The organism is Gordonia amicalis (assembly GCF_022059885.1).
Classification (GTDB): Bacteria; Actinomycetota; Actinomycetes; order Mycobacteriales; family Mycobacteriaceae; genus Gordonia; species Gordonia amicalis.
Map to the genome: position 1 here is coordinate 1,691,865 of NZ_CP091855.1, position 22,383 is coordinate 1,714,247.

Genomic DNA, 22,383 nt, shown 5'->3' on the forward strand with positions numbered 1-22,383 from the left:
AGCTTTGGCGATCAACGACACGAAAGGATCACCGCCATGGGCGTTTTCACTGACGAGGCAGAGGTGCACAAATACATCGGCGGGGTGTTCGAGAAGGGCCTAGCAGATCCCGACATCGGGCCCAAGCTGTCCGCCTCGGGTGTTGTGCTGCAAATCAACTACACCGATCCCGAGGCGATTGTGACGGTGGACCTTCCCAACGCGACAGTGCTCGCCGGCGCCACCGACATCACACCCGATGTCGAGTTGTTCATGTCGGCAGACACCGGCAACCGATTCTGGCAGGGCAAAGTGAACCTGTCGCTGGCCATGGCCAAGGGACAGGTCCGCGCCAAGGGCCCGGTGCAGAAAGTCATCAAGCTCGTCCCCACCGCCAAACTGCTCTTTCCCACCTACACCGCGATGCTGGCCGCCGACGGCCGCAGCGACCTCGAACTGTGAACGTCGACATGGCTTGTGGCGGGCGGAATCGCTGATGCACTCCACCATGCAGGCCGCTCCGCTGTCGGTCGCCTCGATCCTGGCGCATGCTAGCGGCGTACACGGCGCCAAGCAGGTGATCAGCGCCACCGAACAGGGCCTTCGCGCTGCAAACTACCTGCAGATCGGCCAGCGGTCGGCCCAACTGGCCTTGGGCGCTGCGACGTCTCGGTGTGACCGGCGACGACCGCGTCGCCACGTTCCAGTGGAACAACCAGGAACACCTGGAAGCCTATTGCGTGGTACCCGCCATGGGTGCTGTCCTGCACACGATCAATATCCGACTCTCGGCCGATCAAATCCGCTACGTGGTCAACCACGCCGAAGACACGGTCATCATCGTCGACGCGTCCCTGACGCCACTGCTGGCCCCGCTGTTGGCGGATGCGCCCTCGGTGCGGGCGGTGGTGGTCACTGGCGGCGGCGATGCTGTCGAGCTGCTGCGCGGCAACGGGCCCGAAGTAGCCCATTACGACGAGCTGCTCGCCGCTGAGGGTGACGAGTTCCCTTGGCCTACAGTCGAAGAAACCTCCGCAGCGGCAATGTGTTACACCAGCGGCACCACCGGCGACCCCAAAGGGGTGGTGTACAGCCACCGATCCTTATACCTGCATTCGATGGCCGCATGCACCACAAACGGGCTGGGCGTCGGCGAGGGCGATCGCGTCTTCCCGATCGTGCCGATGTTCCACGCCAACGCATGAGGGCTGCCCTACGCAGCGCTGATGGCAGGGGCCGACCTGCTGATGCCCGACCGATTCCTGCAGGCCGACGCGATCAGCCGGATGGTGCACGAGCAGCGCCCGACCATAGCGGGCGCCGTACCGACAATCTGGAATGACGTCCTCTCCCATACGGGACGCGTCGGCACCTGCGACTTCTCATCGCTGCGGCTGGTGGTCTGTGGCGGCTCCGCGGTGCCGCGCGCCTTGATAGAGGCATTCGAGGAGCGCCTGGGCGTCACGGTGTTGCAGGCCTGGGGAATGACCGAAACCTCGCCGCTGGCCGCCATCGCACGCCCGTCGGCAACGGCACCGCCCGAGCGGGCACAGGAGATGCGAACGACCCAAGGCCGCCCCGTGTGCGGAGTCCAGATGCGTCTCGTCGCCGATGACGGTTCAGTGCTGCCGCACGACGGTCAAGCGGTGGGGGAACTGGAAGTCCGCGGGCCCTGGGTAACAGGCGCGTACTACCAGGGTGCCGACGACGACAAATTCCACGACGGCTGGTTGCGCACTGGGGATGTCGGGCGCATCGACGCCGACGGCTTTCTGACTTTGACCGACCGTGCCAAGGATGTCATCAAATCCGGCGGCGAATGGATTTCATCGGTGCAACTAGAGAACATCCTGACCGGGCACCCAGCCGTGTTCGAGGCGGCGGTAATCGGCGTGCCCGACCCAAAATGGCAGGAACGCCCCCTCGCTGCGGTCGTGCTGCAGGATGGACTCCACATTGCGCCCCAAGAGATCAAATCCTGGCTGGCCCAACAGGTTCCACGATGGTGGCTTCCCGAACAGTGGACGTTCATCGAGCAGATTCCCCGCACCAGTGTAGGGAAGTTCGACAAGAAGCTGCTGCGCGCCTACCATGCGGACGGCAAGCTCAGCATCACCACGGTGCGGTGACTGCTAACTGCAGCGTTGACGCGCGACCATTTTCGTCCCCCTTTGCAGGATGACTACGATGATCTGGCAATTGCGCAGCATCCATCGCCGTTAGGCCGCTGACACAGCCACGCACGGCGATCACCGCGTCAGCGACAGCGACGCGCCGTCAACATCGCCTGATCGTTGGCGGGGCTGTGGATGCGACCGTCGACGCCGGAGAGATCCCGCCGGCCCGGCACCGGCGCCGGCTGCTGACACCGCGGCGCCAGACCCCGGTGTGATCCCGATCGAGCACGCCTCACCGTGACCGACGGCGCGCATCCGCTGTCGCCCGCCCCGACCAAGCGAAAGGACCGACCGTGATGGCCACCGGCAGGGGGCTGTCCCCGGCAAGACCTCTGCCGGGCCCGCGCCGTCGAGCCGGCCGTACGCCACCAGCAGCGCCGAACTCAACCACCCCTATGTGCCAGGTGAGTCGGCCGCCGATCAGAAGCAGGCGGCCGAAGGGTGGCGCTGGATTCTGCTGACTGCGGCGGCGGTAGCCGGCGTCCTGGGCTACACGAAGGTCTGGCCCGCCGCCCAACAGTTCCTGATCCGGCCGTCCCCGGCTCGCGACTACCTGCTGCCTGCGTCACCAGACCCGGTGTACGTCATCGCCGGAGCAGGTGTCGGCTGGTTCTGGGTCCTGTTCATCGCCGCCCCGATCGCCCTCGCGACCCTGGCCGCGCTGTGGTGGGCGGCGCTGAGCTTGACGAACCGCCGGGCGCGCTCCGGGCACATGGGACAGAAGCAGGGGTGCTTCGACGACGAGGGGCCGTCGCGACGTCGACACCCCCGGATGCCAGTGGCGCCCGGGGGTGTTGAGGTCTGGGGTTTGGTGTCGGGAACTACGGGATTTGGACGTAGTAGGAGACGCCTTTGTTCAGGTTGGGGTGGGTGGTGAAGGACATGAGGTTGATGCCCTCTCCGACTCCGCGAAGGTTCACGCGGACCGGTGCTTGCGGTCGCGGGCCGAGGTCCATCGGTATGATTTTCTCGCGGTACTGGATGCCTGACCAGTAACCGATCGCGACGTTGATTTTGCAGGAGGGGTTGCGTCCCCAGGCGGGTTGGTTGCCGGTGAATCCGCGTGAGGTGAGGGAGATGGTGGCCTGGCCTCGTTTGGCGGGGTTGGTGTCGATTCCGACGTGGATGGCTCCGTGGCAGAAGGCGTTGTTTCCCATGACCCAGATGTCGTCTCCGAGGACGCCGAGTCGTGGTGCCGGGGCTGCCGATGCCGTCAAGGGAACTGCCAGTAGCAGTGTCGACAGTGCGGCGACGGTGACCAGAGCCCGAGTGGTGATCGTCTTCATTGTCATGTGTCGCCACACTACTGTAGGTGCCCGACGTCGATGGTCTTGCGAGCAGCAACTTGCGCGGGTGCTGTGACCCTTTGCGCTGTAACCTTTTTGGATCACGCCGTGATTGTGCTTGTGTCCGAGCTGTCTGGCGGTTGTCGAGCGGCATTACTCGGATGGGTGGGGATTGGAAACGGGTCTATTGGGGAGGCAGGGGGATTCGACGGTATGGGTACATCTGAGGTCCGATGTGTTGTTCCTGCGGCGGAGGTCGGCCATACGACGGTGTTTGAGTTTCCTTATCGGACCGGCGGAACCGTGGTGAGGTCCACGTTGCGTATTCGCTGGGAAGACGACCAGTCGGCGGGGCTGTGCACGGCGTGGTGGGCGTCGTTCAGTCGCCCGCCGTGGCGACTCGACGGCGATCTTCCGGGGCTGGTTCCGGTGGAGGCCTTAGCGGAAACTGTGGCCGGCGAGCATCGAGCGGCAGAGGAACCGACGGGATTACTCAACCGGCTGAGGACGCGGGTCTGAGTCGAGATCTGACAGGTCTAGCGGTCGATGTAGAGGCGTGCTGCGTGGCGTTTGGCGGCGGCTTGGTGTTCTTCGGCAGCGCGGAGCGTGTCGCGGAGCGATGCGAGGGCTTCGGTGATGCTAGCGATCGCTTCGGCGGGCGTGGTCGGTGCGCCGAGGTGTCGACGGCAAGATCGTCGCGTTGGGCGAGGTCACGGTAATCGCGCTCGATGTCGAGCGCCTGGCGTTGCAGAGCGATGATGGGGTCGTAGAGCTGGTCGATAGCCTGATCGAGCGTGTTCCCGGGGTCGTTCACGACATTCTCTCCTTCGTCCAGGTATGCATTGCCACAGTCAGTTAGGTGCGATAGGCGTGGGCACGGTGGTCGATTCTGACGACAACGATGGTGTGGTTCGGGTCGTCGATGCGGAGCAGGACGCGGTAGTCGCCGCGTCGGGCGCTGTGGAGGCCGGCGAGGTCGTTGCGCAGCGGCTTGCTGAGCCGGTGCGGGTTACCAGCGAGAGGTCCGGAGATGAATTCGATGACGGCGTGGACGATCCGGGATGGAAGGCGTTGAAGGTCGCGGCGAGCTGGGGATGCGACCTCGACCCGGTACGGGGCGGGCGAGTCTGTCGGAGCGTCGCTCATTTCGGCGGCATGCCGTGTTCGGCGCGCAGGTCGTCGATGGAGACGGTGTGGCCGGCGGCGTACTCGGCGTCGGCGGTAGCGACGTCGTCGCGGACACCGGCACGTGAGAGCCAGTAGATCGTCTCGTGCAGCGATTCGAGATCGTCGGCCGACATCAGTACCGCGGCGGGTTTGCCGTGCTTGGTGATCGTGATGATGTCGTGCGTGGTTTCGGCGCTGTCGACCAGCGCGGAGAGCTTGTCCTTGGCTTCACCCAGTGGCACTGTCGTCATGCCGTCCAGTGTAGCCGTTAAACTGGCCTGGCGATAGCCAGACTTTTAGACGATAATAGTAATTATGACATTTCCGCAGGTGGGGTGTCATGCCATGCCTTCGCTTCCGCCCAGCGGCGGCCCTGGCCTCAGTGTCAGATGACATCACATCGGAGACTTTTGTCGCCCAGTTGAGACCCGATGACGGCTACCTAAGATTACGAACCCGCCGACCTTGCAGACCAAACGCGCCGACTCCTGCGTCACATCGACTGTCAACCAGATTCGATTGGCGCTACCGACAGACATCTCGGTCATCGCCAGCGGCGGCGGCTGCCCCTACCTTCTGCAGGAGTTCGGCAAAGCGATCTGGAACGTCGCCGCCGCGGAGGCTGGCGCGCCCGTCGCGCTTCCGTGGTCACCACCGATACGTCGAGCGGGACCCGAAATGTCATCATCACCAGATGACGAAGCCATCTTTCCGTCAATGGTTGTGGTACAACCTGGGTGGTCGACTACCCGACGACATGCAGGATTGGGTTCTTCATGACCTAACAGGACCAGGGGCCGACGCAAGATACTTAATGCGTTGGACAATTCCTGTCCTCCCCTTACTTCTATTGTTCTTGTTAGTGCCAGGACCCCTATGGGTATCTATCCTTATGATGATATACATACTCATACCGCTGATTTACTTCACAATCGCCCTGGCCAGCCACAACAGTTTGCGGACCGCGATGTCGTTGGGGAAATGGCCGCGGTTCTTGATGACCTTGCGCAGCTGGTAGTTCAATGACTCGATCGAGTTCGTGGTGTAGATGACTTTGCGCAGCTCGGGAGGGAACGCCAGGAACGGGATGAACCGATCCCACGCGCGGTCGAATGCCAGTGCCGCACTCGGATATTTAACTCCCAGCTCTGAGTCCCGGAAAGCCTCCCACTCACGCCGAGCGGTCTCGGCATCGGGGGCGGTGTAGATCGGTTTGATCGCCCGGGCCACGTCTTTGCGGTCTTTGTAGTTGACGAACCGCATCGAGTTACGGATCAGATGCACCACACAGGTTTGCACGGTGGCCAGCGGCCAGGTCGCCTCGATTGCCTCGGGGAATCCGGTGAGCCCATCGCAGCACACGATCAGCACGTCCTTGACGCCGCGGTTGGCCAGATTCGCACACACCCCGGCCCAGAACTTGGCGCCTTCTTCGGCCTGTATCCAGATGCCCAGCACATGCTTGATGCCGGCCATGTCGACGCCAATAGCGATGTGGGCGTGCTTGTTTCGGACGTGGGCGCCGTCTTTGACCTTCACCACCAGCGCGTCGAGGTAGATGACGGGATACAACGGCTCCAGCGGCCGGTTCTGCCATTCGTCGACCGCGTCGAGGACCTCGTCGCAGATCTTGGAGATCGTCTCGTGCGAGAGATCGGTGCCGATCGTGGAGGCCAAATGGTGTTGGATATCGCGCAACGTCATGCCGCCGGCGTACAGCGAGATGATGATGTCATCGAGACCGCCCAGACGGCGGGAGCCCTTCGGGACCAGCCGCGGGGTGAACGTCCCGTCACGGTCACGAGGAATGTTCAGCTCGACCGGCCCGGCCTCAGAGGCCACCGTTTTCGGGCTCGAACCGTTGCGGGCGTTGGGCAACTCCCGACCGGCCGGATCACCCTTGGCATAGCCGAGGTGATCGGTCAGCTCGGCCTTCAAACCGCGTTCGAGGGCCAGCTTGATCAGGCCCGGGATCAATCCGCCCTCTCCGGTGATCTGGACCTGTCCGGTATCGATCTGGGCGAGCAACTCATCGACCATGCCCGAGGCCTGCAATGCCTCGGCCACTTCCGCGGTCGAGCGCGGTTCGGCCAGCTCAGGCAACTGCTCGTCGTCGTGACTCTGCTGCTTGTCGTCTAACGCCATGCTCATGGATTGTCCTCTCACTGATGAGCACTGGACTTACACAGACCATCTGACACCCCCTCGGTGTGTTGTCGAGGATGGGTGGCCGCTGCGGCGTGCCGCGGACCGTTTCAATGTCTCGGTGACCACGGCCAAACGGTGGGCCGACCGCTACCGCGACCACGGGCCCGCAGGGATGGTTGACCGCTCAAGCCGGCCCCGCTCATGCCCGCATCGCACCACCCGTCGCCGGGAACGCCGGGTGGTGGGGTTACGCGTGTCGCGCCGTTGGGGACCAGCTCGGATCGGGTTCCACCTGGGGTTGAACGTGTCCACAGTCCACCGCATCCTCACCCGGTACCAGTGTGTGCGGTTGTCGTGGACCGACCCGGCCACCGGAGCACCGGTGCGTGCACGACGACGTGAGGTTCGCCGGTATGAACGCGAAGCTGCCGGGGACTTGATCCACGTCGACATCAAGAAGCTGGGCAGGATCCCCGACGGTGGTGGGCACCGCGTGCACGGCCGCGCCCGAGGCGGCCGCAATTCCAGTGCCCATCGCGATCACGTCCCGGCCCCGCACCGTGCATGGCCGCCCCAACCTGGGATACGCCTACCTGCACCACGCCGTCGATGATCACTCCCGATACGCCTATTCGGAGATCCTCGCTGATGAGAAGAAGGAAACCGCGACCGCGTTCATGACGCGTGCCTTGGCCCACTTTGCCTCGATCGGCGTCACGACCACACGGGTGATGACCGACAACGGGTCCTGTTACCGGTCCAGAATGTTCCGGAAACAATTGGCCGACAACGGGATCAAACACAAATGGACACGACCGTACCGGCCGCAAACCAACGGCAAGGTGGAACGATTCAACCGCACACTGCAAGAGGAATGGGCCTACGCCCGCCCCTACAACAGCGAGACCGAACGCGTGGCCGCCTTCGACGAGTTCCTGCGCATCTACAATCACGAACGCAGCCACACCGCACTCAGAGGCGACTCACCCGCCGACCGCGTACCCAACCTGGCGGGTCAGTACATCTAGCCGTCGACACCCTCGGCGCCCCCACCACACCCGCCGAAGCCATCGCCAGCATCACCGAAGCCCTCGCAACCCTCCGCGACACGCTCCGCGCAGCCGAAGAACACCAAGCCGCCGCCAAACGCCACGCAGCACGCCTCTATCTCGACCGCTAGACCTGTCAGATCCTCGACTCAGGCCCACGCCCTTCAGTCGGTGAGCGATCCCGTCGGTTCCTCTGCCGCTCGATGCCCGCCGGCACCCCCGGGGTCACCCGCACACTTACCGTCAGGTACCGTCGGCCGGTGCCTTTGCACGTACCTGTGCGGCTCACCGCGTGATTAGTTGAGAGCACCGATCACCTGCTACGCATCCGAAGCGACCGGGACGATCGAGCAACAGGTCTTCTTCTCTGCTGTTGGCGAGTTCGCGAAAGTGGATTTGGCGCACTTCCAGCGATATGCAGATTCGTCCATTGTTGACAGCTTCTTTGTCAATTTTCTACGCCAGGACTGACAACATCAGGGGCTGCCGATTGTCGACGTTGTTGACCCGCACGGGTGTGTCGGAAGTGCGACGGAGAGCAGCCGACCCAACGTGTGAACGCGTGGGAGAAGCTCGCAACATCGCAGTACCCCAGTTCGGCAGCGATTTGACCAACTCCTACTCCGGGATCCAAGAGACGGACGATGGCACGCTCCCTCATGAACTCCTGCCGCAGGCGACGCAATGTGGTGCCTTCGGCCTGGAGGTGGCGCTTGAGCGTACTCACTGAGATCGCTAGCTCTCTGGCGATCTGATTGCCGTCGATTCGAGCAGGGCCTGTCTCGAACTGAGCGCGGACGAGCTGCGTATATGGGCTATTGTGCCGCTGGTTGAAAATACGTCGCATTTCAGCGATACCGACCCGGTAGGCAACGGGGTCTGAGAAGCGGCACACCTCATGGAGCACGTGAGCCGGAATCTGCACGAACGATCCCGGTGCATCAAAGACAAGCCGGTGCGCGACGTCCCCTTCGTTTGGCGGCGCGGTCGGTGCTGGGCAGGTCAGGTGTAATTCCACCGATGGGACAGCACCGGCAAGTATCTCCACCAGGCGTAGTACGGCCAGGCCCCCGTAGGTGACGGCGAAGCAGTCAGTACCGGCGCTGTCGGTGCGCCCAGCAAGAGTGATGGTCAGACCAGTGTCGCCATGGTGAAAATCTGCGCTCAGCGCGGTTGTGATCAAGGGCAGGAATCGAAGCAGCTCAACGATTTCAGCGACAGACCCAGCGCTGACCAGCGGCAGGCTCAGTGGGCCGAAAGAAGTTAGCTGGGCGTGTTTGGCGAACGCGACACCCAGCCGAAACCCGTCGCGGGGTCCCATATTTGGGTAGACCTCACGAAACCACCGCACCGGCACTTGCGCCTCTCGCTGTATTAGTGATCTGAGGTCGACCTGCTCCCTGATCATGATTCGGCTGAACGCTCGGGTCTCCTCCTCCCCCAGCGCACCGCAGTCGAGAAGCTGCGCGAACGCCAAGGGGGGCACCCCAGGTTCAACAGGAGGGATCACAGTGAGCCAATTTAGCAACTCATTGCGACGTTGGGCCATGGATTGGGTGAACCCGATGCGTCCAGACTCGAGGAAGCACTCACGATCAAGGAGGCGGCCATGGCCACGATCACCCATATCACCCCATATCACCCATAACGGAGACAACTGTCCCGCCACGCTGACGCCTGGCAAGTCATTGATGCAAACCGCAGTGGACGAGGCGGTTCCGGGAATCGGCGGGGATTGCGGCGGTGAGGCGGCCTGCGGTACCTGCCATGTCATTGGCCGGGTTTGTCGGAGGCTCTCGAACCTGGGAAGGATAGAGAGCATGGCAGCACCTCGGAAGTACAGCGTTGAGCTGAAGGAGCGGGCAACGCGGATGGCGGTGGAAGCCCGTCAGGACTCGGCTACGCGGCCGGGTGCGCTCAAACGGATCGCTGAGCAACTCGGCGTGCATCCTGAAGCGCTGCGGACGTGGGTCAAGCAGGCCGAGGTCGATGGTGGCGTGCGGCCGGGTACCACAAGCAGCGACGCCGAACGCATCGCGCAGCTGGAACGGGAGAACCGTGAGCTGCGGCGAGCGAACACGATTTTGAAGCAGACTGTCATTTGCCACTGCTATGGGACCGCCTGGATTGCCACGAGGATGGGACCACCTTGGCGCGTTATTGAGGATGCTCTGCGGGGTTGGGTCGGTCAAGTCCGGGTCGGTGTCGTTGGCGGTAGGAGGGGCCTTCGATGACGAGGGTGTGCGCGCGTGAGGTGAGTCGGTCGATGGCCGATTGGGCCAGTAGCGCGTCGGCGGTCATGGTGAGCCATACGGCGGGTTCTCGGTTGGATGTGACGATGGAGGAGGACCCTGACCCCGGGTGTTGGACACGCTGAATCCCGCAAGATTGGCGGGGGAAGCGAGATGATCGACACCGATGGCAAGGAAGAGTTATCCCGACGAGTTCAAACGGGACGCGGTAGAGCTGTACCGAGACACCGAGGGCGCAACGATCACGCAGATTGCCGATGAACTCGGCATCTCTGGGGTGACGCTGTCGGCGTGGTGTAAGAGCGCTGGTGTGCCGATCCGGCACCGCAACCCGACTGCGGCGGGTGCAGCCCCAGCGGGTGTCGAGAGCCCTGACCAGGAGCTGGCCCGGCTACGGGCCGAGAACCAGGCGTTGCGGGCTGACAAGACTCGGTTGGCCACCGAGCGTGACATCCTGCGGTCGGCGGCCAAATATTTCGCCGGGGAGACGAACTGGTGAGCCTCTTTCAGTTCGTCGCCGACCACTGCGACGCCTACCCGGTGAAGTGGCTATGCGCGATCGTCGAGGTCGCGCGATCGTCGTTTTATGCCTGGCTGGCCGGCGCCGACGGCCGAGCTGCCCGCATCGCCGCTGACCAGGAGCTGGAAGCCCGGATCCGCACCGTGCACGACGAAGACAACACCTACGGGGCGCCGCGGATCACCGCTGAACTCAACGACGGTGCTCCCGAAGGTGAGCGGGTCAACCACAAGCGGGTGGCCCGGGTGATGCGCAGCGCCGGGATCGCCGGCTACCGGCGGCGACGGCGGGTCAAGACCACCACGCCGGATCCAGCGAACCAGAAGGTCCCGGACTTGCTGAAACGGGATTTCACCGCCGCGGCACCGAACGTTAAGTATGTCGGCGACATCACCTATCTGCCGTTGGCCACCGGGTCGAATCTGTATCTGGCGACGGTGATCGACTGCTTCTCCGGCCGGGTCGCGGGGTGGGCGATCGCCGATCATATGCGCACCGAACTGGTCGAAGACGCCCTCAAAGCCGCTGCGGCGCTGCGCAAGGGCCTGACCGGTGCAGTGTTCCACGGTGTTGCATCGACCGATTGAACGCGCCCAGTACACTTCAAAGGATTTCGCGATACTCTGCGCAGCACTGGGCGTTGTCCAGTCTATGGGCGCGGTGGGGTCAAGTGCCGATAACGCGCTCGCCGAATCGTTCAACGCCAGCCTCAAACGCGGGATCCTGCAGGACCGCAGCCAGTGGCCCGACGCTGCTACCTGCCGCCGCGACGTGTTCCGCTGGCTGGTCCGCTACAACCTCCGACGACGGCACTCCCGCTGCGCCTATTCCAGCCCGGCCAGCTACGAAAACACCTACACATTCGCTACGCTGTCAGAAGCTGCCTAATCCAAATCCCGTGTCCACCATCCGGGGTCAAGGCCCCTCCTCCCACGCGCTCTCCCACAGGGTCACGATCGCCGGGTACGGCGTGCCCCATTTCTCAGCGAATTCCTCCCATCGCAGCCGGGCCTCAGCGGCGGTCGGCGCGGTGTAGATCGGTTTGAGATCGGCGCTGATCTTGTCCCAGTACTTGCGGGAGGCGTACTTGAAGGTGTTCCGGATCAGATGGATGATGCACGTCTGTACCGTGGCCAACGGGAACGCGGCAACACACTGTCGGGCAACCCTTTCAAGCCGTCACAGACCACGAAGAAGATGTCGCGGACACCCCGGTTCTTGAGGTCGGTGAGCACCGCCAGCCAGAACCTGGCCGACTCGCCGCCACCGTCGCCGGCCCACATGCCGAGGATGTCTTTGTGCCCGTCGAGATCAACACCGATCGCGGCGTAGATCGGCCGGTTACGCACCTGCCCGTCACCGATCTTGACCATGATCGCGTCGATGAACACCGCCGCATACACCTTCTCCAGCGGGCGTGCCCACCAACTCACCATCTCCTTGATGACCCGATCCGTGATTCGGGAGACGGTGTCTTTCGACACCGACGCACCGTAGACATCGGCGAAATGCGCTGAGATCTCCCCGGTCGTCAGCCCCTTGGCGTACAGCGACAGCACCACCTGATCCACATCGGTGACGCGACGTTTGCTCTTACCCACTATCACCGGGTCGAAGGTGCCGTTGCGGTCGCGGGGCACCTCGATCGGCACCTGCCCACACGCGTCGGTCAGCACCCGTTTCGTGCGCGTGCCGTTGCGTGAATTGCCGGTGTTGCGGCCGGCCACGTCATGTTTGTCGTAGCCAAGATGTTCGGTCATCTCCTCATCGAGCGCGGCTTCAAGCACGCTCTTGGTCAATGCCTTGAGCAGCCCGTCAGGACCGGTCAAAGCCACTCCCTGCGCGCGTGAGCTACGGACCAGATCGCTCACCAAGGCCTGCTCGGCCTTCGAGAGCTCACGCACCGCATCCGCGGTGGTGACATCGTGTTCTCGACCAGTCTGAACTGGCCCTGCCACCGGGGCATCCACGCCCTCGATTGTGTCGGTCATCGTCGTTATTCCTCCTGCCCCACGCCGGGGGCGATCAAAACCACTTACACCGAATCAGCGACAGTCCCGGCTGGCAGTCAGCGGAACCAATAAGCGGGAGGGAACCGGTCGGGCGGGAGGGGGACCGCCCCGCGGGGAAGTGGTTACGCGTACGCCGGCCGGAACACCAGCCGCGCGCCCTGGGCGCGGGCGGCGTCGCGGAAGTTCTTCATCGCGCGTTCCATGTGGAAGCCGTTGGTGACGATGAGTGCGCCGGTCCCGCCCATCCGTTTCAGCATCGCCACCGTGTTCTGGGCGTTCTGCACCGTCGAGGTCGACGCGACCTCGTTGACCATCTGCCACACCGGGATTCCGCGTCGGATCAGTCCGATGTTCATGAACTGGGCCTCGGCGATGGGCAGCCAGTGGGTGTCGCCGCCGGAGGCGATGATCCGATTGAACGGATGCTTCTTCGCGAGATTTGCCGCGACGTTGAGTCGTTGGGTCATGATCTGCGGTGTCTGGCCGAGGGTGCCGAACTTGGCGCCCAGCACGACGATGTAGCGGGTCGGCGGGCTCTCCCATAGGAACACGCTGTTGGGGGTCCCGAGCTCGGAGCTGCCGAAGTCGACACTGCCGAAATCCAAACTGGTGGCGGCTGATTCGACCTTCGCCGTGCTGGGATCGCCCGTGGTGGTGACGGCGACACCGGCCGTCGTCACAGCCGCGGCCACGGCGATCGCGGGCACCATTCTTCTCAGACGCATGCCCTCGGAGTCTAGGGACACGCAGGTGCGGACGGGTGTCAATCCAGTAACAACTGAATCACCAGTCACACACGTAACGCCTCACATTGCAGTCGAACTACCCCTCGACCGCCAGGTCACGTGAGCGCGATGTACTTCACCGAGAGATACTCGTCGATGCCCTCGCTGCCGCCCTCGCTGCCGATGCCCGACTGTTTGATCCCACCGAACGGTGCTGCCGCGTCAGAGATCACGCCACGGTTCACCCCGACCATGCCCGAGTCGAGGCGGCTCGCGACGCGCATGCAGCGTTCCAGGTCGCGACTGTAGAAGTACGACGCCAGGCCGTACTCGGTGGAGTTGGCGGCGGCGATCGCGTCGTCCTCGTCGTCGAAGGTGCTGATCACCGCGACCGGGCCGAAGATCTCTTCCCGCGTCACCGGGGCGTAGGGGTCTACGTTGTCGAGAACCGTTGCCGGGTAGAAGAACCCGCGACCGCCAGGACGTTCTCCGCCCAGCCGCACGCGGGCGCCTTCGTTCACGGCCTGCTCGACGGCGGCCGCGACCTTGTCCCGCTGGTCGGCGTTGACGAGCGGTCCGAGTGTCACGCCCTCCTTGTAGCCGGGGCCCATCCTGACGTCCGACATCTTCTCCACGAGTTTCGAGGTGAACTCCTCGGCCACACCGGATTGCACGAGGAAACGGTTGGCCGCGGTGCAGGCTTCGCCGCCGTTACGCATCTTGGCCGCGAATGCACCCTCGACCGCGGCGTCGACTTCGGCGTCGTCGAACACCAGGAACGGTGCGTTGCCACCGAGTTCCATCGAGGTGCGCTGCACCCGTTCGGCGGCCTGCCCGAGCAGATTGCGGCCCACCGGCGTCGAGCCGGTGAAGCTGATCTTGCGAATCCGGTCGTCGGTGATCAGCGCGGTGGACACCTCGCCGCTCGAACTCGTCGGAAGGACCGACAGCACGCCGGGCGGCAGTCCCGCCTCGGCGAAGGCCTCGGCCAGGGCCAGCATCGTCAGCGGCGTCTCCCGCGGGGGCTTGACGATCATGACATTGCCGGCAGCCAGCGCCGGACCGATCTTGCGCGTGCCCATCGCGAGCGGGAAGTTCCACGGCGTGATCGCCAGACACGGCCCGACCGGCTGATGCGCGACGAGGATTCTTCCGTTGCCGGCCGGGGCCTGCGTGAACCGGCCGCCTATCCGGACCGCCTCCTCGGCGAACCAGCGCAGGAACTCGTTTCCGTACTTCGTCTCCGCGCGGCTGTCGGGGAGGGCGCGGCCGAGTTCCAGGGTCATCAGCATCGCGATGTCGTCGGCCCGGTCGGTGAGCAACTCGAAGGTGCGTCGCAGGATCTCGCCCCGCTCGCGGGCGGGGGTCGCGGCCCAGTCCTCGGCCGCCGCGACTGCGTGATCGAGGGCGGAGCGGGCATCCTCGACGCCGGCGTCGGCCACCGATGTCAGCGACTCCTCGGTGGCCGGGTCGTACACCTCGAAGGTGGCGCCATCGGCGGCCGGCGTCGAGTGGCCGTTGATCCACAGGCCGGCCGGCACCCCGTCGAGAATCGCCTGCGGGTCGAGCACGTCCTTCTCACTGACTTCGCTGGAGCTCATGTCGTTTCACGTCCTCCGTGTCGTGGCCGGGCCGATTTTCACGCTACCGGCACCGGCAGGGTTGCCGACCGCCTTCGCGCGGACGCACGATGGCTGGGTGGACGCACGAAACCGACGCCGGTGGTTCGGCACCGCGATCCGCGGCCTCGGACTGCTCGCGGTGGCCGCGACCCTGGCGACCGGATGCTCGGGCGACGACGCCGCGGGAAGCACAGGGCGAGCTCAGGCACCCGCCGCGGCACAGACCGCCGACGACGGCAGCACCCGCTACGTCAACCTCGGAGACAGCTTCAGTGCGGGCACCGGTGTCCGTCCGCTGGTGGAGGATTCGCCGATCTACTGCCAGCGCTCGTCGAAGAACTTCGCGCACATCGTGGCCGCGGAAGAGAACCTCGCGCTGACCGACGTCAGCTGCGCCGGCGCCGAGACCGCCGACTTCCGCGCGGCCCAGCACGAGGGGGTGCCACCGCAACTCGACGCGCTCGGCATGGACACCGATGTCGTCACGGTGATGATCGGGGGCAACGACAAACGGACCTACGGGCGGGCGATCGAGCTGTGCAGCCAGGCGGCGGACACGAATCCACTGGGCTCGCCCTGCACGGATCGCTACGGGCAGTCACTGATCGAGCCGGTCGGAAAGGACATCTATCCGGCGATCCGTGCGGCACTGCGCGACGTGAAGGTCAAGGCTTCGGGCGCGAAGATCCTGCTCGTCGGCTACCCGTGGCTGATGCCGCCGACCATCGGTTGCTACCCCGAGATGAAGCTCGCCGTCGGCGATGTCCCGATGATCCGCAGGCTCCAGACCGAACTCAACGACTACGGTCGACGCGCCGCCGAGGACGAAGGTGTCCGGTTCGTCGACATGCTGCCGGTCTCCGTGGGGCACGACGCCTGTGCGGGGCCACAACGTTGGATCGAACCGATGACGGCGCAAGGGCCCGCTCGTGTCCACCCCAACGAGCGGGGTCAGGAGGCCATCGCCGAACAGGTCCGCAAGGCGCTCGCGAACTGAGCCGAAACGTACCCTTCGGACACCCCCGCGTGACCCGGAGCACCCTCTCACCAGCGGCGATTTGGGTCACTCGGTGCCATTTGGAACACTGTAGGCCGTGACCCCTTCCGCTGATGGCCCCATCGTCGAGCATGCAGACACTTCCGCCGCGCTGTTCGCCCGCGCTGCCGAGGTCATCCCGGGCGGCGTCAACTCTCCGGTCCGCGCCTTCTCCGCGGTCGGCGGGACCCCGCGCTTCATCGCGAGCGCCCAAGGGTGCCGCCTGACCGACGCCGACGGCGCGACCTACGTCGACCTCGTCAGCTCGTGGGGTCCGATGATCCTCGGTCACGCTCATCCTGCCGTCGTCGAGGCCGTGCAGCGCGCAGCCTCCGGTGGCCTGTCGTTCGGTGCGCCCACCGAGGGCGAGATCGAACTGGCCGAGGAGATCATCGGCCGCGTCGACCCCGTGCAGCGGGTGCGACTGGTGAACTCGGGCACCGAGGCCACCATGTCGGCGATCCGGCTCGCACGCGGATTCACCGGCCGCTCCAAGATCATCAAGTTCGCCGGCTGCTACCACGGCCACGTCGACGCGTTGCTCGCCGCCGCCGGGTCGGGTGTGGCAACGCTGGGCCTGCCGACCAGCCCGGGTGTCACCGGTGCGTCGGCACACGACACCCTCGTGCTCCCGTACAACGACCTCAAGGCCGTCGCGAAGGCCTTCGAGGAGTTCGGCGACGACATCGCCGCGGTCATCACCGAGGCCGCCGCGGGCAACATGGGTGCGGTCGCGCCGGTCGACGGTTTCAATGCCGGGCTGCGCGAACTCACCAGCCGCCACGGCGCCCTGCTGATCATGGACGAGGTGATGACCGGGTTCCGCGTGAGCCCGAGCGGCTGGTACGGCCTCGAAGGCGTCGCGGGCGACCTCTACACCTTCGGCAAGGTCATGAGCGGTGGCCTGCCCGCGGCGGCGTTCGGCGGTCGCGCCGACGTCATGGAACGCCTCGCGCCGACCGGCCCGGTCTATCAGGCGGGCACGCTGTCGGGTAATCCGGTCGCGGTGGCCGCTGGCCTCGCGACCCTGCGTCACGCCGACCACGAGGTCTACAGCAAGCTCGACGCCAACGCCGACCGTCTCGCCGGGCTGCTCACCGAGGCGCTCACCGCGGCCGGTGTGGGCCATCGCGTGCAGAAGGCGGGCAACCTGCTGAGTGTGTTCTTCACTACCGCCCCGGAGATCCCGATCTTCGACTACGCGAGCGTGAACGCCACGCAGACCTGGCGATTCGCGCCGTTCTTCCACGCTCTTCTCGAACGAGGGGTGTACGCACCGCCGAGTGCCTTCGAGGCGTGGTTTGTGTCCGCCGCACTCGACGAGGATGCTTTCTCGCAGATCGCCGACGCGCTGCCCGTGGCAGCGCAGGCAGCCGCTACCGCAGCCACCCCGGGGGACAACGCCTGATGCACACGATCGTCCACATGATGCGCCACGGAGAGGTCGACAACCCGGAGGGCATCCTCTACGGCCGCCTCCCCGGATTCCGGCTCTCCGGCGCCGGCCGCTCACAGGCGCAGATTGTCGCCGACACTCTCGCCGACCACGACGTCAAGGCCGTCTTCGCCTCGCCGTTGCAGCGCGCGCAGGAGACCGCGACCCCCATCGCCTCGGCCCACGGCCTGTTCATCCAGACCAACGACGACCTCATCGAGGCCGACAACGTCTTCGAGGGTCTCAAGGTCTCCGTCGGTGACGGCGCGCTGAGCAAGCCGAGGCACTGGCCCAAGCTGCGTGACCCGTTCACCCCGTCGTGGGGTGAGCCGTACATCCAGCTCGCGCACCGCATGCTGGCGGCGGCCAACCGAGCCCGCGACGCCGCACGCGGTCACGAGGCGGTGTGCGTCAGCCACCAGTTGCCCGTCTACACGCTGCGTCGCTTCCTCGAAGGCCAGCGCCTGTGGCACGACCCGCGCCGCCGGCAGTGCTCGCTGGCCTCGCTGACCAGCCTCATCTACGACGACGACGCCCTCGTCGACATCATCTACTCCGAGCCGGCCGGGGCCTCCGACCCGCTGGCCACCGGTGCGTGAAACAAAGGTAGAGAAGTAGTGCGCAAGTTCCTTCTGCCGGCAGTGCTGTCGGCCCTGATCCTGCTGATCAGCGGCTGCAGCACGGGTGACGACGCGGTCGCGCAGGGGAACACCTTCCAGTTCGTCTCGCCCGGCGGACAGACCGTCATCACTTACGAACCCGCCGATCGCAAACCGATCGCCGGCCTCGAGGGTGAGGATCTGGTCAGCGGTCAGCCGCTGGCGCTGTCCGACGCACGGTTCGCCGACAAGGTCGTGGTGATCAACGTCTGGGGTTCGTGGTGCGGACCTTGCCGCGGAGAGGCCGACGACCTCGAACGTGTCTACGAGGACAATCGTGACGACGGCGTCGAGTTCCTGGGCATCAACCTGCGCGACGACCGCGACTCCGCGAAGGACTTCGTGATCGACCGCAAGGTCGGGTTCCCGTCGATCTACGACTTCCCGGGCCTGTCGCTGGCGGCACTGACCACCCCGACCTCGGTGGTCCCGACGACGATCGTCCTCGACCGGCAGCACCGGCCCGCCGCGGTCTTCCTCAAGGCCGTCTCCGACAAGGAACTCGACGAGGTCGTCAAGCGAGTCGCCGCGGAACCGGCGGGTTCGGCCTGATGACGTCCTCGACCGTTATCGCCGCGTCCATCGGCGACACCTTCGCCGACACGGTGACCAGCGGGCCGCTCCTGCTTGCGCTCGCGGCATGTCTGCTGGCCGGACTCGTCTCCTTCGCCTCGCCGTGCGTCGTGCCGCTCGTCCCCGGCTATCTGTCGTATCTCGCGGGACTGGTCGGCGCCGAGGCCCCGGCGGTGAAGGTCGGGGAGGGCTCCAAGAACGGGCGTTCGAGGGTCGCGCTCGCCGCCGGTCTGTTCGTGCTCGGCTTCACCGTCGTCTTCGTCGCGGCCACCGCGACCGTCCTCGGCGTGACCAGTACCTTTGTCCTGAATCGTGAACTGCTGCAACGCATCGGCGGCGTGGTCACCATCGCCATGGGCCTCGTGTTCATCGGCCTCATCCCGGCTCTCCAGCGTGAGGTCCGGTTCGAGCCGGTACGGGTCTCCAACATCGTCGGCGCACCTCTGCTCGGCGCGGTCTTCGCGCTCGGCTGGACGCCGTGCCTCGGCCCGACCCTGGCTTCGGTGATCGCGACGGTCAGCGGTACCGAGGGCGCGACCGCGGCCAAGGGCGTGACCCTGATCGTCGCCTACTGCCTGGGCCTCGGCCTGCCGTTCGTCGTGCTGGCGTTCTCCTCGGCGTGGGCACTGCGCAGCCTCGGCTGGCTGCGCCGCAATGCCCGAACCATCCAAGTCGTCGGCGGCGTCCTGCTCATCGCCGTGGGCGTCGCCCTGCTCACCGGCTGGTGGGATCAGTTCATCGTCTGGGTTCAGGTCCGCTTCGTCACCGACACCCAACTACCGATCTGAGCGTGCTGCAGCCATGACCGACGTCACCGACCGTACCCAGGTGGACACCCCCGAAACCGGCGCGCCGAAGCCGCACTGGACCCGGCGCCGGGTGCTCTGGCCGCTGCGCAACCTGTGGCGGTCGCTGACGTCGATGCGCACCGCGCTGCTGCTGCTGTTCCTGCTCGCCCTGGCCGCCATCCCCGGCGCGCTTCTCCCGCAGCGCGACCTGAACGAGCAGAAGACGCTCGAGTACATCGCCGAACGCGGCACGCTCGGCACCTGGATGGACCGGCTGCAACTGTTCGACGTCTTCTCCAGCGCCTGGTTCACCGCGATCTACGTGCTGCTGTTCGTCTCGCTCGTCGGTTGCCTGACGCCGCGCATGATCGAGCACTTCCACAGCCTGCGCGCCAAACCCGTCGGCACGCCGCGTAACCTGTCTCGGTTGCCCCGGCACGTCACGCACACCGTCGACGGCACGCCGGACGAGATCGCCGATCGCATCGACGGCCGGCTCCGCGGCTGGCGGCGCGAGGTCGTCGTCCGCGAACCGAGCAAGGCCTATCCCGAGGGGTGCGTCGAGGTGTCCGCGGAGAAGGGCTACCTCCGCGAGTTCGGCAATCTCGTCTTCCACTTCGCGCTGCTGGCGCTCCTGGTGTCGATCGCGGCCGGCAAGATGTTCGGATACGAGGGCACGCGAATCCTCGTCGCCGACGGCGAGCAGGGCATGTGCAACACCTCGACCGCCGTCTACGACTCCTTCCGCGCCGGCAATCTGGTCGACGGCACCGACCTGTCGCCGTTCTGCTTCCGGGTCGACGACTTCTCGGCGACCTTCCTGCCCAGCGGACAGCCCGACATGTACGACGCGACGATCCGCTATGCCGAGGGCACCAAGGTCGGTTCCCCGGACACCTGGACCAGCACCTCGGTCCGCGTCAACGAGCCGCTGCGCGTCGCCGGTGACCGGGTCTACGTGCTGGGCAACGGTTTCGCCCCGACGTTCAGCGTGACCTTCCCCAACGGGGAGAAGCGCACCCAGACCGTCCCGTTCGTCCCCGACCAGCTGCAGACGATGCTGTCCTCCGGTGCGGTGCGCTTCGACACCCCGGCCGGGTTGTACCCCGACGCCGACGAACGTCGGAAGAACCAGATCGCGCTCGAGGGCCTGTTCGCGCCGACCGCGCTCTACCACGGCACGCTGCTGACGTCGCTGTCCCCGGAGCCCGACGATCCCGCGGTCGCCATCCGGATCTACAAGGGCGACACCGGCCTCGACACCGGCAAACCGCAGAACGTCTACTCGCTCGATCAGGACCTCGTCGACCAGGGCCGGCTCCAGCGGCAGGCACAGGTGAACCTGAGTACCGGACAGAGCCACACCATCGCCGACGGCACGACGGTGACCTTCGACGGCTACCAGCGGTGGGTGTCGGTGCAGGTCTCCCACGACCCGGCGCAGATCTGGGTGCTGGTGAGCTCGGTGGTGATGCTCGGCGGACTGCTGGTCTCGCTGCTCATCCGACGCAGACGGATCTGGGCGCGGCTCGTCCCGGCAGTGGTCACCGCCGGTCAGGTCGATGGTGATGACCCCGACGGTGCTGGTCGCGACGGCGCTGACCCTGACGGTGTTGATCCATCCGATGGGAAACGACGTACTGTAGTAGAGATTGCCGGGCTGGCGCGTACCGACCAGGCCGGCTGGGGTGAGGGTTTCGAGGACCAGGCGGCTGCGCTCGTCGCCGACGACGCAGACGTATCCACCTCGCGGCGCGCGACCCGGCGGCTCTAGGCTACCGGCGAAAGGAACTTTCATGAACAACGGCACCGGTCAGGTGGACGAGACGCTGGCTCGCTATTCCGATCTGCTGTTCGGCACCGCGATCACGGTGTACGTGGTGGCGGCCTTCTTGTTCTTCGGCGCGCTGGCGGCGGTTCGCGGTCGCAAGCTCGAGGAGCGGGAACTCGTCGCCGCCGGTGCCGGTTCTGCGTCGGGCTCGGACGCCGTGCGCGTGCCCGGTCGCGTCGCGGGCCCACCGAAGCGGACGTTCGGCGAGAAGCTCGGCAACATGGGCCTGCCGGTCGTGTACGTCGGACTCGTCGCCCACATAGCGTCGATCGTCCTGCGAGCCATTGCCACCGAGCGTGCGCCGTGGGGCAACATGTACGAGTTCGTCTCGATGACGTGTGCGGCCGGTGTCCTGGCCGCGCTGATCATCCTGCGCAAACCCGAACACCGCGCGCTGCTGTCGTTCGTGCTGCTCCCCGTCGTGCTGCTGATGTTCATCGCCGGTCGCTGGCTCTACACGCAGGCGACCCCCGTCGTCCCGGCCCTGAAGTCGTACTGGCTGGCAGTGCACGTGTCGATCATCTCGGTGTCCTCGGGAATCCTCATGGTCTCCGGTGTCGCCAGCATCCTGTACCTGATGAAGATGCGGTGGGCATCGAATCCGGCCGACGACACGTCTTCGGCCCGGCCCGGATTGGGTGGCGCGCTGCGACGCATCGTCGACCACATCCCGGCAGCGGAGAACCTCGACCGCCTCGCCTACAAGACAGTCGTCGTCGGCTTCCCGCTCTTCGGTCTCGGCGTGATCTGCGGCGCCATCTGGGCCGAGGCCGCCTGGGGTCGGTTCTGGGGCTGGGACCCCAAGGAGACCGTGTCGTTCATCGCCTGGGTGATCTACGCGGCCTATCTGCACGCTCGCGCCACCGCGGGCTGGCGCAACACCGCAGCGGCCTGGATCAACGTCGCCGGCTTCGTGGCGATGCTGTTCAACCTGTTCATCATCAACCTGGTCGTGTCGGGCCTGCACTCCTACGCGGGTCTCTGAACCCTTCGAGACAGTGAGAATGGGCGTGGGTGGTCGACCGGGTCTGGGTCTGACTTACTTCGAGGCTGACGGTTGCTGTCATGAGCGAGATGTGTCGGCCCGGAACCTCCGGTCGGCTACCCGCGCCATGAGACCTGAG

At 65.5% G+C, this 22,383-nt stretch carries 16 protein-coding genes and 8 pseudogenes; 15 read left to right on the forward strand and 9 right to left on the reverse strand.

Annotated features, from left to right (window positions below; translation table 11 throughout):
* The first annotated feature begins 36 nt into the window (after positions 1-36).
* Together IHQ52_RS07815 and IHQ52_RS07820 are read left to right on the forward strand one after the other, a co-directional pair.
* Positions 37-441, forward strand: coding sequence for an SCP2 sterol-binding domain-containing protein (locus IHQ52_RS07815; protein WP_006438776.1), 405 nt, complete (start codon positions 37-39; stop codon positions 439-441).
* A 34-nt stretch (positions 442-475) separates the two neighbouring features.
* Positions 476-2,108 (forward strand): annotated as a pseudogene (locus tag IHQ52_RS07820) (long-chain fatty acid--CoA ligase).
* A gap of 869 nt (positions 2,109-2,977) precedes the next feature.
* Here the strand turns inward: IHQ52_RS07820 and IHQ52_RS07825 are convergent.
* Positions 2,978-3,448 (reverse strand): hypothetical protein, encoded by a 471-nt coding sequence (locus IHQ52_RS07825; RefSeq protein WP_006438780.1) that lies wholly within the window; start codon positions 3,446-3,448, stop codon positions 2,978-2,980.
* A 661-nt stretch (positions 3,449-4,109) separates the two neighbouring features.
* On the opposite strand from IHQ52_RS07825, the gene IHQ52_RS07830 reads away from it, so the two are divergent.
* Positions 4,110-4,301, forward strand: a complete 192-nt coding sequence (locus tag IHQ52_RS07830) for a hypothetical protein (RefSeq protein WP_006438781.1) — start codon at positions 4,110-4,112, stop codon at positions 4,299-4,301.
* Here IHQ52_RS07830 and IHQ52_RS07835 read toward each other — a convergent pair.
* Both IHQ52_RS07835 and IHQ52_RS07840 read right to left on the reverse strand, forming a co-directional pair.
* Positions 4,298-4,588 carry a type II toxin-antitoxin system RelE family toxin gene (locus IHQ52_RS07835; protein ID WP_006438782.1) on the reverse strand — a complete coding sequence of 97 codons (291 nt, stop codon included), beginning with the start codon at positions 4,586-4,588 and terminating at the stop codon, positions 4,298-4,300. The two genes, IHQ52_RS07830 and IHQ52_RS07835, sit on opposite strands and share 4 nt — an antisense overlap.
* Positions 4,585-4,860, reverse strand: a complete 276-nt coding sequence (locus tag IHQ52_RS07840) for a type II toxin-antitoxin system Phd/YefM family antitoxin (protein WP_006438783.1) — start codon at positions 4,858-4,860, stop codon at positions 4,585-4,587. Before IHQ52_RS07840 ends, IHQ52_RS07835 begins: the two co-directional genes overlap by 4 nt.
* Before the next feature lie 506 nt (positions 4,861-5,366).
* Here IHQ52_RS07840 and IHQ52_RS07845 point away from each other — a divergent pair.
* Positions 5,367-5,627 (forward strand): DUF5313 family protein, encoded by a 261-nt coding sequence (locus IHQ52_RS07845; RefSeq protein ID WP_232513111.1) that lies wholly within the window; start codon positions 5,367-5,369, stop codon positions 5,625-5,627.
* Here the strand turns inward: IHQ52_RS07845 and IHQ52_RS07850 are convergent.
* Positions 5,549-6,760: pseudogene (locus IHQ52_RS07850) on the reverse strand (IS256 family transposase); the annotation flags it as partial. The gene IHQ52_RS07845 and the pseudogene IHQ52_RS07850 sit on opposite strands and share 79 nt — an antisense overlap.
* On the opposite strand from IHQ52_RS07850, the pseudogene IHQ52_RS07855 reads away from it, so the two are divergent.
* Positions 6,759-7,785, forward strand: a pseudogene (locus IHQ52_RS07855) (IS481 family transposase). The pseudogenes IHQ52_RS07850 and IHQ52_RS07855 overlap by 2 nt on opposite strands.
* 469 nt (positions 7,786-8,254) lie before the next feature.
* Here the strand turns inward: IHQ52_RS07855 and IHQ52_RS07860 are convergent.
* Positions 8,255-9,355: a helix-turn-helix domain-containing protein gene (locus IHQ52_RS07860; protein WP_210738472.1), complete on the reverse strand. Its 1,101-nt coding sequence runs from the start codon at positions 9,353-9,355 to the stop codon at positions 8,255-8,257.
* 76 nt (positions 9,356-9,431) lie between these two features.
* Here IHQ52_RS07860 and IHQ52_RS07865 point away from each other — a divergent pair.
* Positions 9,432-9,581 (forward strand): annotated as a pseudogene (locus IHQ52_RS07865) (2Fe-2S iron-sulfur cluster-binding protein); the annotation flags it as partial.
* Positions 9,582-9,677: 96 nt separating this feature from the next.
* A pseudogene (locus tag IHQ52_RS23760) lies at positions 9,678-9,896 on the forward strand (transposase); the annotation flags it as partial.
* A 67-nt stretch (positions 9,897-9,963) separates the two neighbouring features.
* On the opposite strand, the pseudogene IHQ52_RS23675 reads toward IHQ52_RS23760, so the two are convergent.
* Positions 9,964-10,152: pseudogene (locus IHQ52_RS23675) on the reverse strand (ATP-binding protein); the annotation flags it as partial.
* 72 nt (positions 10,153-10,224) lie between these two features.
* Here IHQ52_RS23675 and IHQ52_RS07880 point away from each other — a divergent pair.
* Positions 10,225-11,466: pseudogene (locus IHQ52_RS07880) on the forward strand (IS3 family transposase).
* Between the two features lie 36 nt (positions 11,467-11,502).
* On the opposite strand, the pseudogene IHQ52_RS07885 reads toward IHQ52_RS07880, so the two are convergent.
* From IHQ52_RS07885 to IHQ52_RS07895, 3 genes and pseudogenes are all read right to left on the reverse strand, one after another.
* Positions 11,503-12,569, reverse strand: a pseudogene (locus IHQ52_RS07885) (IS256 family transposase); the annotation flags it as partial.
* A 143-nt stretch (positions 12,570-12,712) separates the two neighbouring features.
* A complete protein-coding gene (locus tag IHQ52_RS07890) occupies positions 12,713-13,315 on the reverse strand; it encodes a YdcF family protein (protein ID WP_024498684.1) in 603 nt (200 codons plus the stop codon).
* A 116-nt stretch (positions 13,316-13,431) separates the two neighbouring features.
* Positions 13,432-14,916, reverse strand: coding sequence for an NAD-dependent succinate-semialdehyde dehydrogenase (locus tag IHQ52_RS07895; RefSeq protein ID WP_006438843.1), 1,485 nt, complete (start codon positions 14,914-14,916; stop codon positions 13,432-13,434).
* 97 nt (positions 14,917-15,013) lie between these two features.
* Between IHQ52_RS07895 and IHQ52_RS07900 the strand changes: the two genes are divergently transcribed.
* The 7 genes from IHQ52_RS07900 (at position 15,014) to ccsB (ending at position 22,244) form a co-directional block, all read left to right on the forward strand.
* Positions 15,014-15,934: an SGNH/GDSL hydrolase family protein gene (locus IHQ52_RS07900; RefSeq protein ID WP_006438842.1), complete on the forward strand. Its 921-nt coding sequence runs from the start codon at positions 15,014-15,016 to the stop codon at positions 15,932-15,934.
* 97 nt (positions 15,935-16,031) lie between these two features.
* Positions 16,032-17,381, forward strand: a complete 1,350-nt coding sequence (gene hemL / locus IHQ52_RS07905; RefSeq protein WP_182155424.1) for a glutamate-1-semialdehyde 2,1-aminomutase — start codon at positions 16,032-16,034, stop codon at positions 17,379-17,381.
* Positions 17,381-18,007 carry a histidine phosphatase family protein gene (locus tag IHQ52_RS07910; protein ID WP_006438840.1) on the forward strand — a complete coding sequence of 209 codons (627 nt, stop codon included), beginning with the start codon at positions 17,381-17,383 and terminating at the stop codon, positions 18,005-18,007. Before hemL ends, IHQ52_RS07910 begins: the two co-directional genes overlap by 1 nt.
* A gap of 18 nt (positions 18,008-18,025) precedes the next feature.
* The gene (locus IHQ52_RS07915; protein ID WP_006438839.1) at positions 18,026-18,619 is read left to right on the forward strand and encodes a TlpA family protein disulfide reductase; all 594 of its coding nucleotides are present in this window, start codon (positions 18,026-18,028) and stop codon (positions 18,617-18,619) included.
* A complete protein-coding gene (locus IHQ52_RS07920) occupies positions 18,619-19,428 on the forward strand; it encodes a cytochrome c biogenesis CcdA family protein (RefSeq protein WP_006438838.1) in 810 nt (269 codons plus the stop codon). The genes IHQ52_RS07915 and IHQ52_RS07920 overlap by 1 nt, the downstream gene beginning before the upstream one ends.
* A gap of 13 nt (positions 19,429-19,441) precedes the next feature.
* Entirely contained in the window at positions 19,442-21,202 is a 1,761-nt protein-coding gene (gene resB, locus IHQ52_RS07925; protein ID WP_006438837.1) for a cytochrome c biogenesis protein ResB, read from the forward strand.
* Positions 21,203-21,224: 22 nt separating this feature from the next.
* A complete protein-coding gene (gene ccsB / locus IHQ52_RS07930; protein WP_006438836.1) occupies positions 21,225-22,244 on the forward strand; it encodes a c-type cytochrome biogenesis protein CcsB in 1,020 nt (339 codons plus the stop codon).
* The last annotated feature ends 139 nt before the right edge of the window (positions 22,245-22,383 follow it).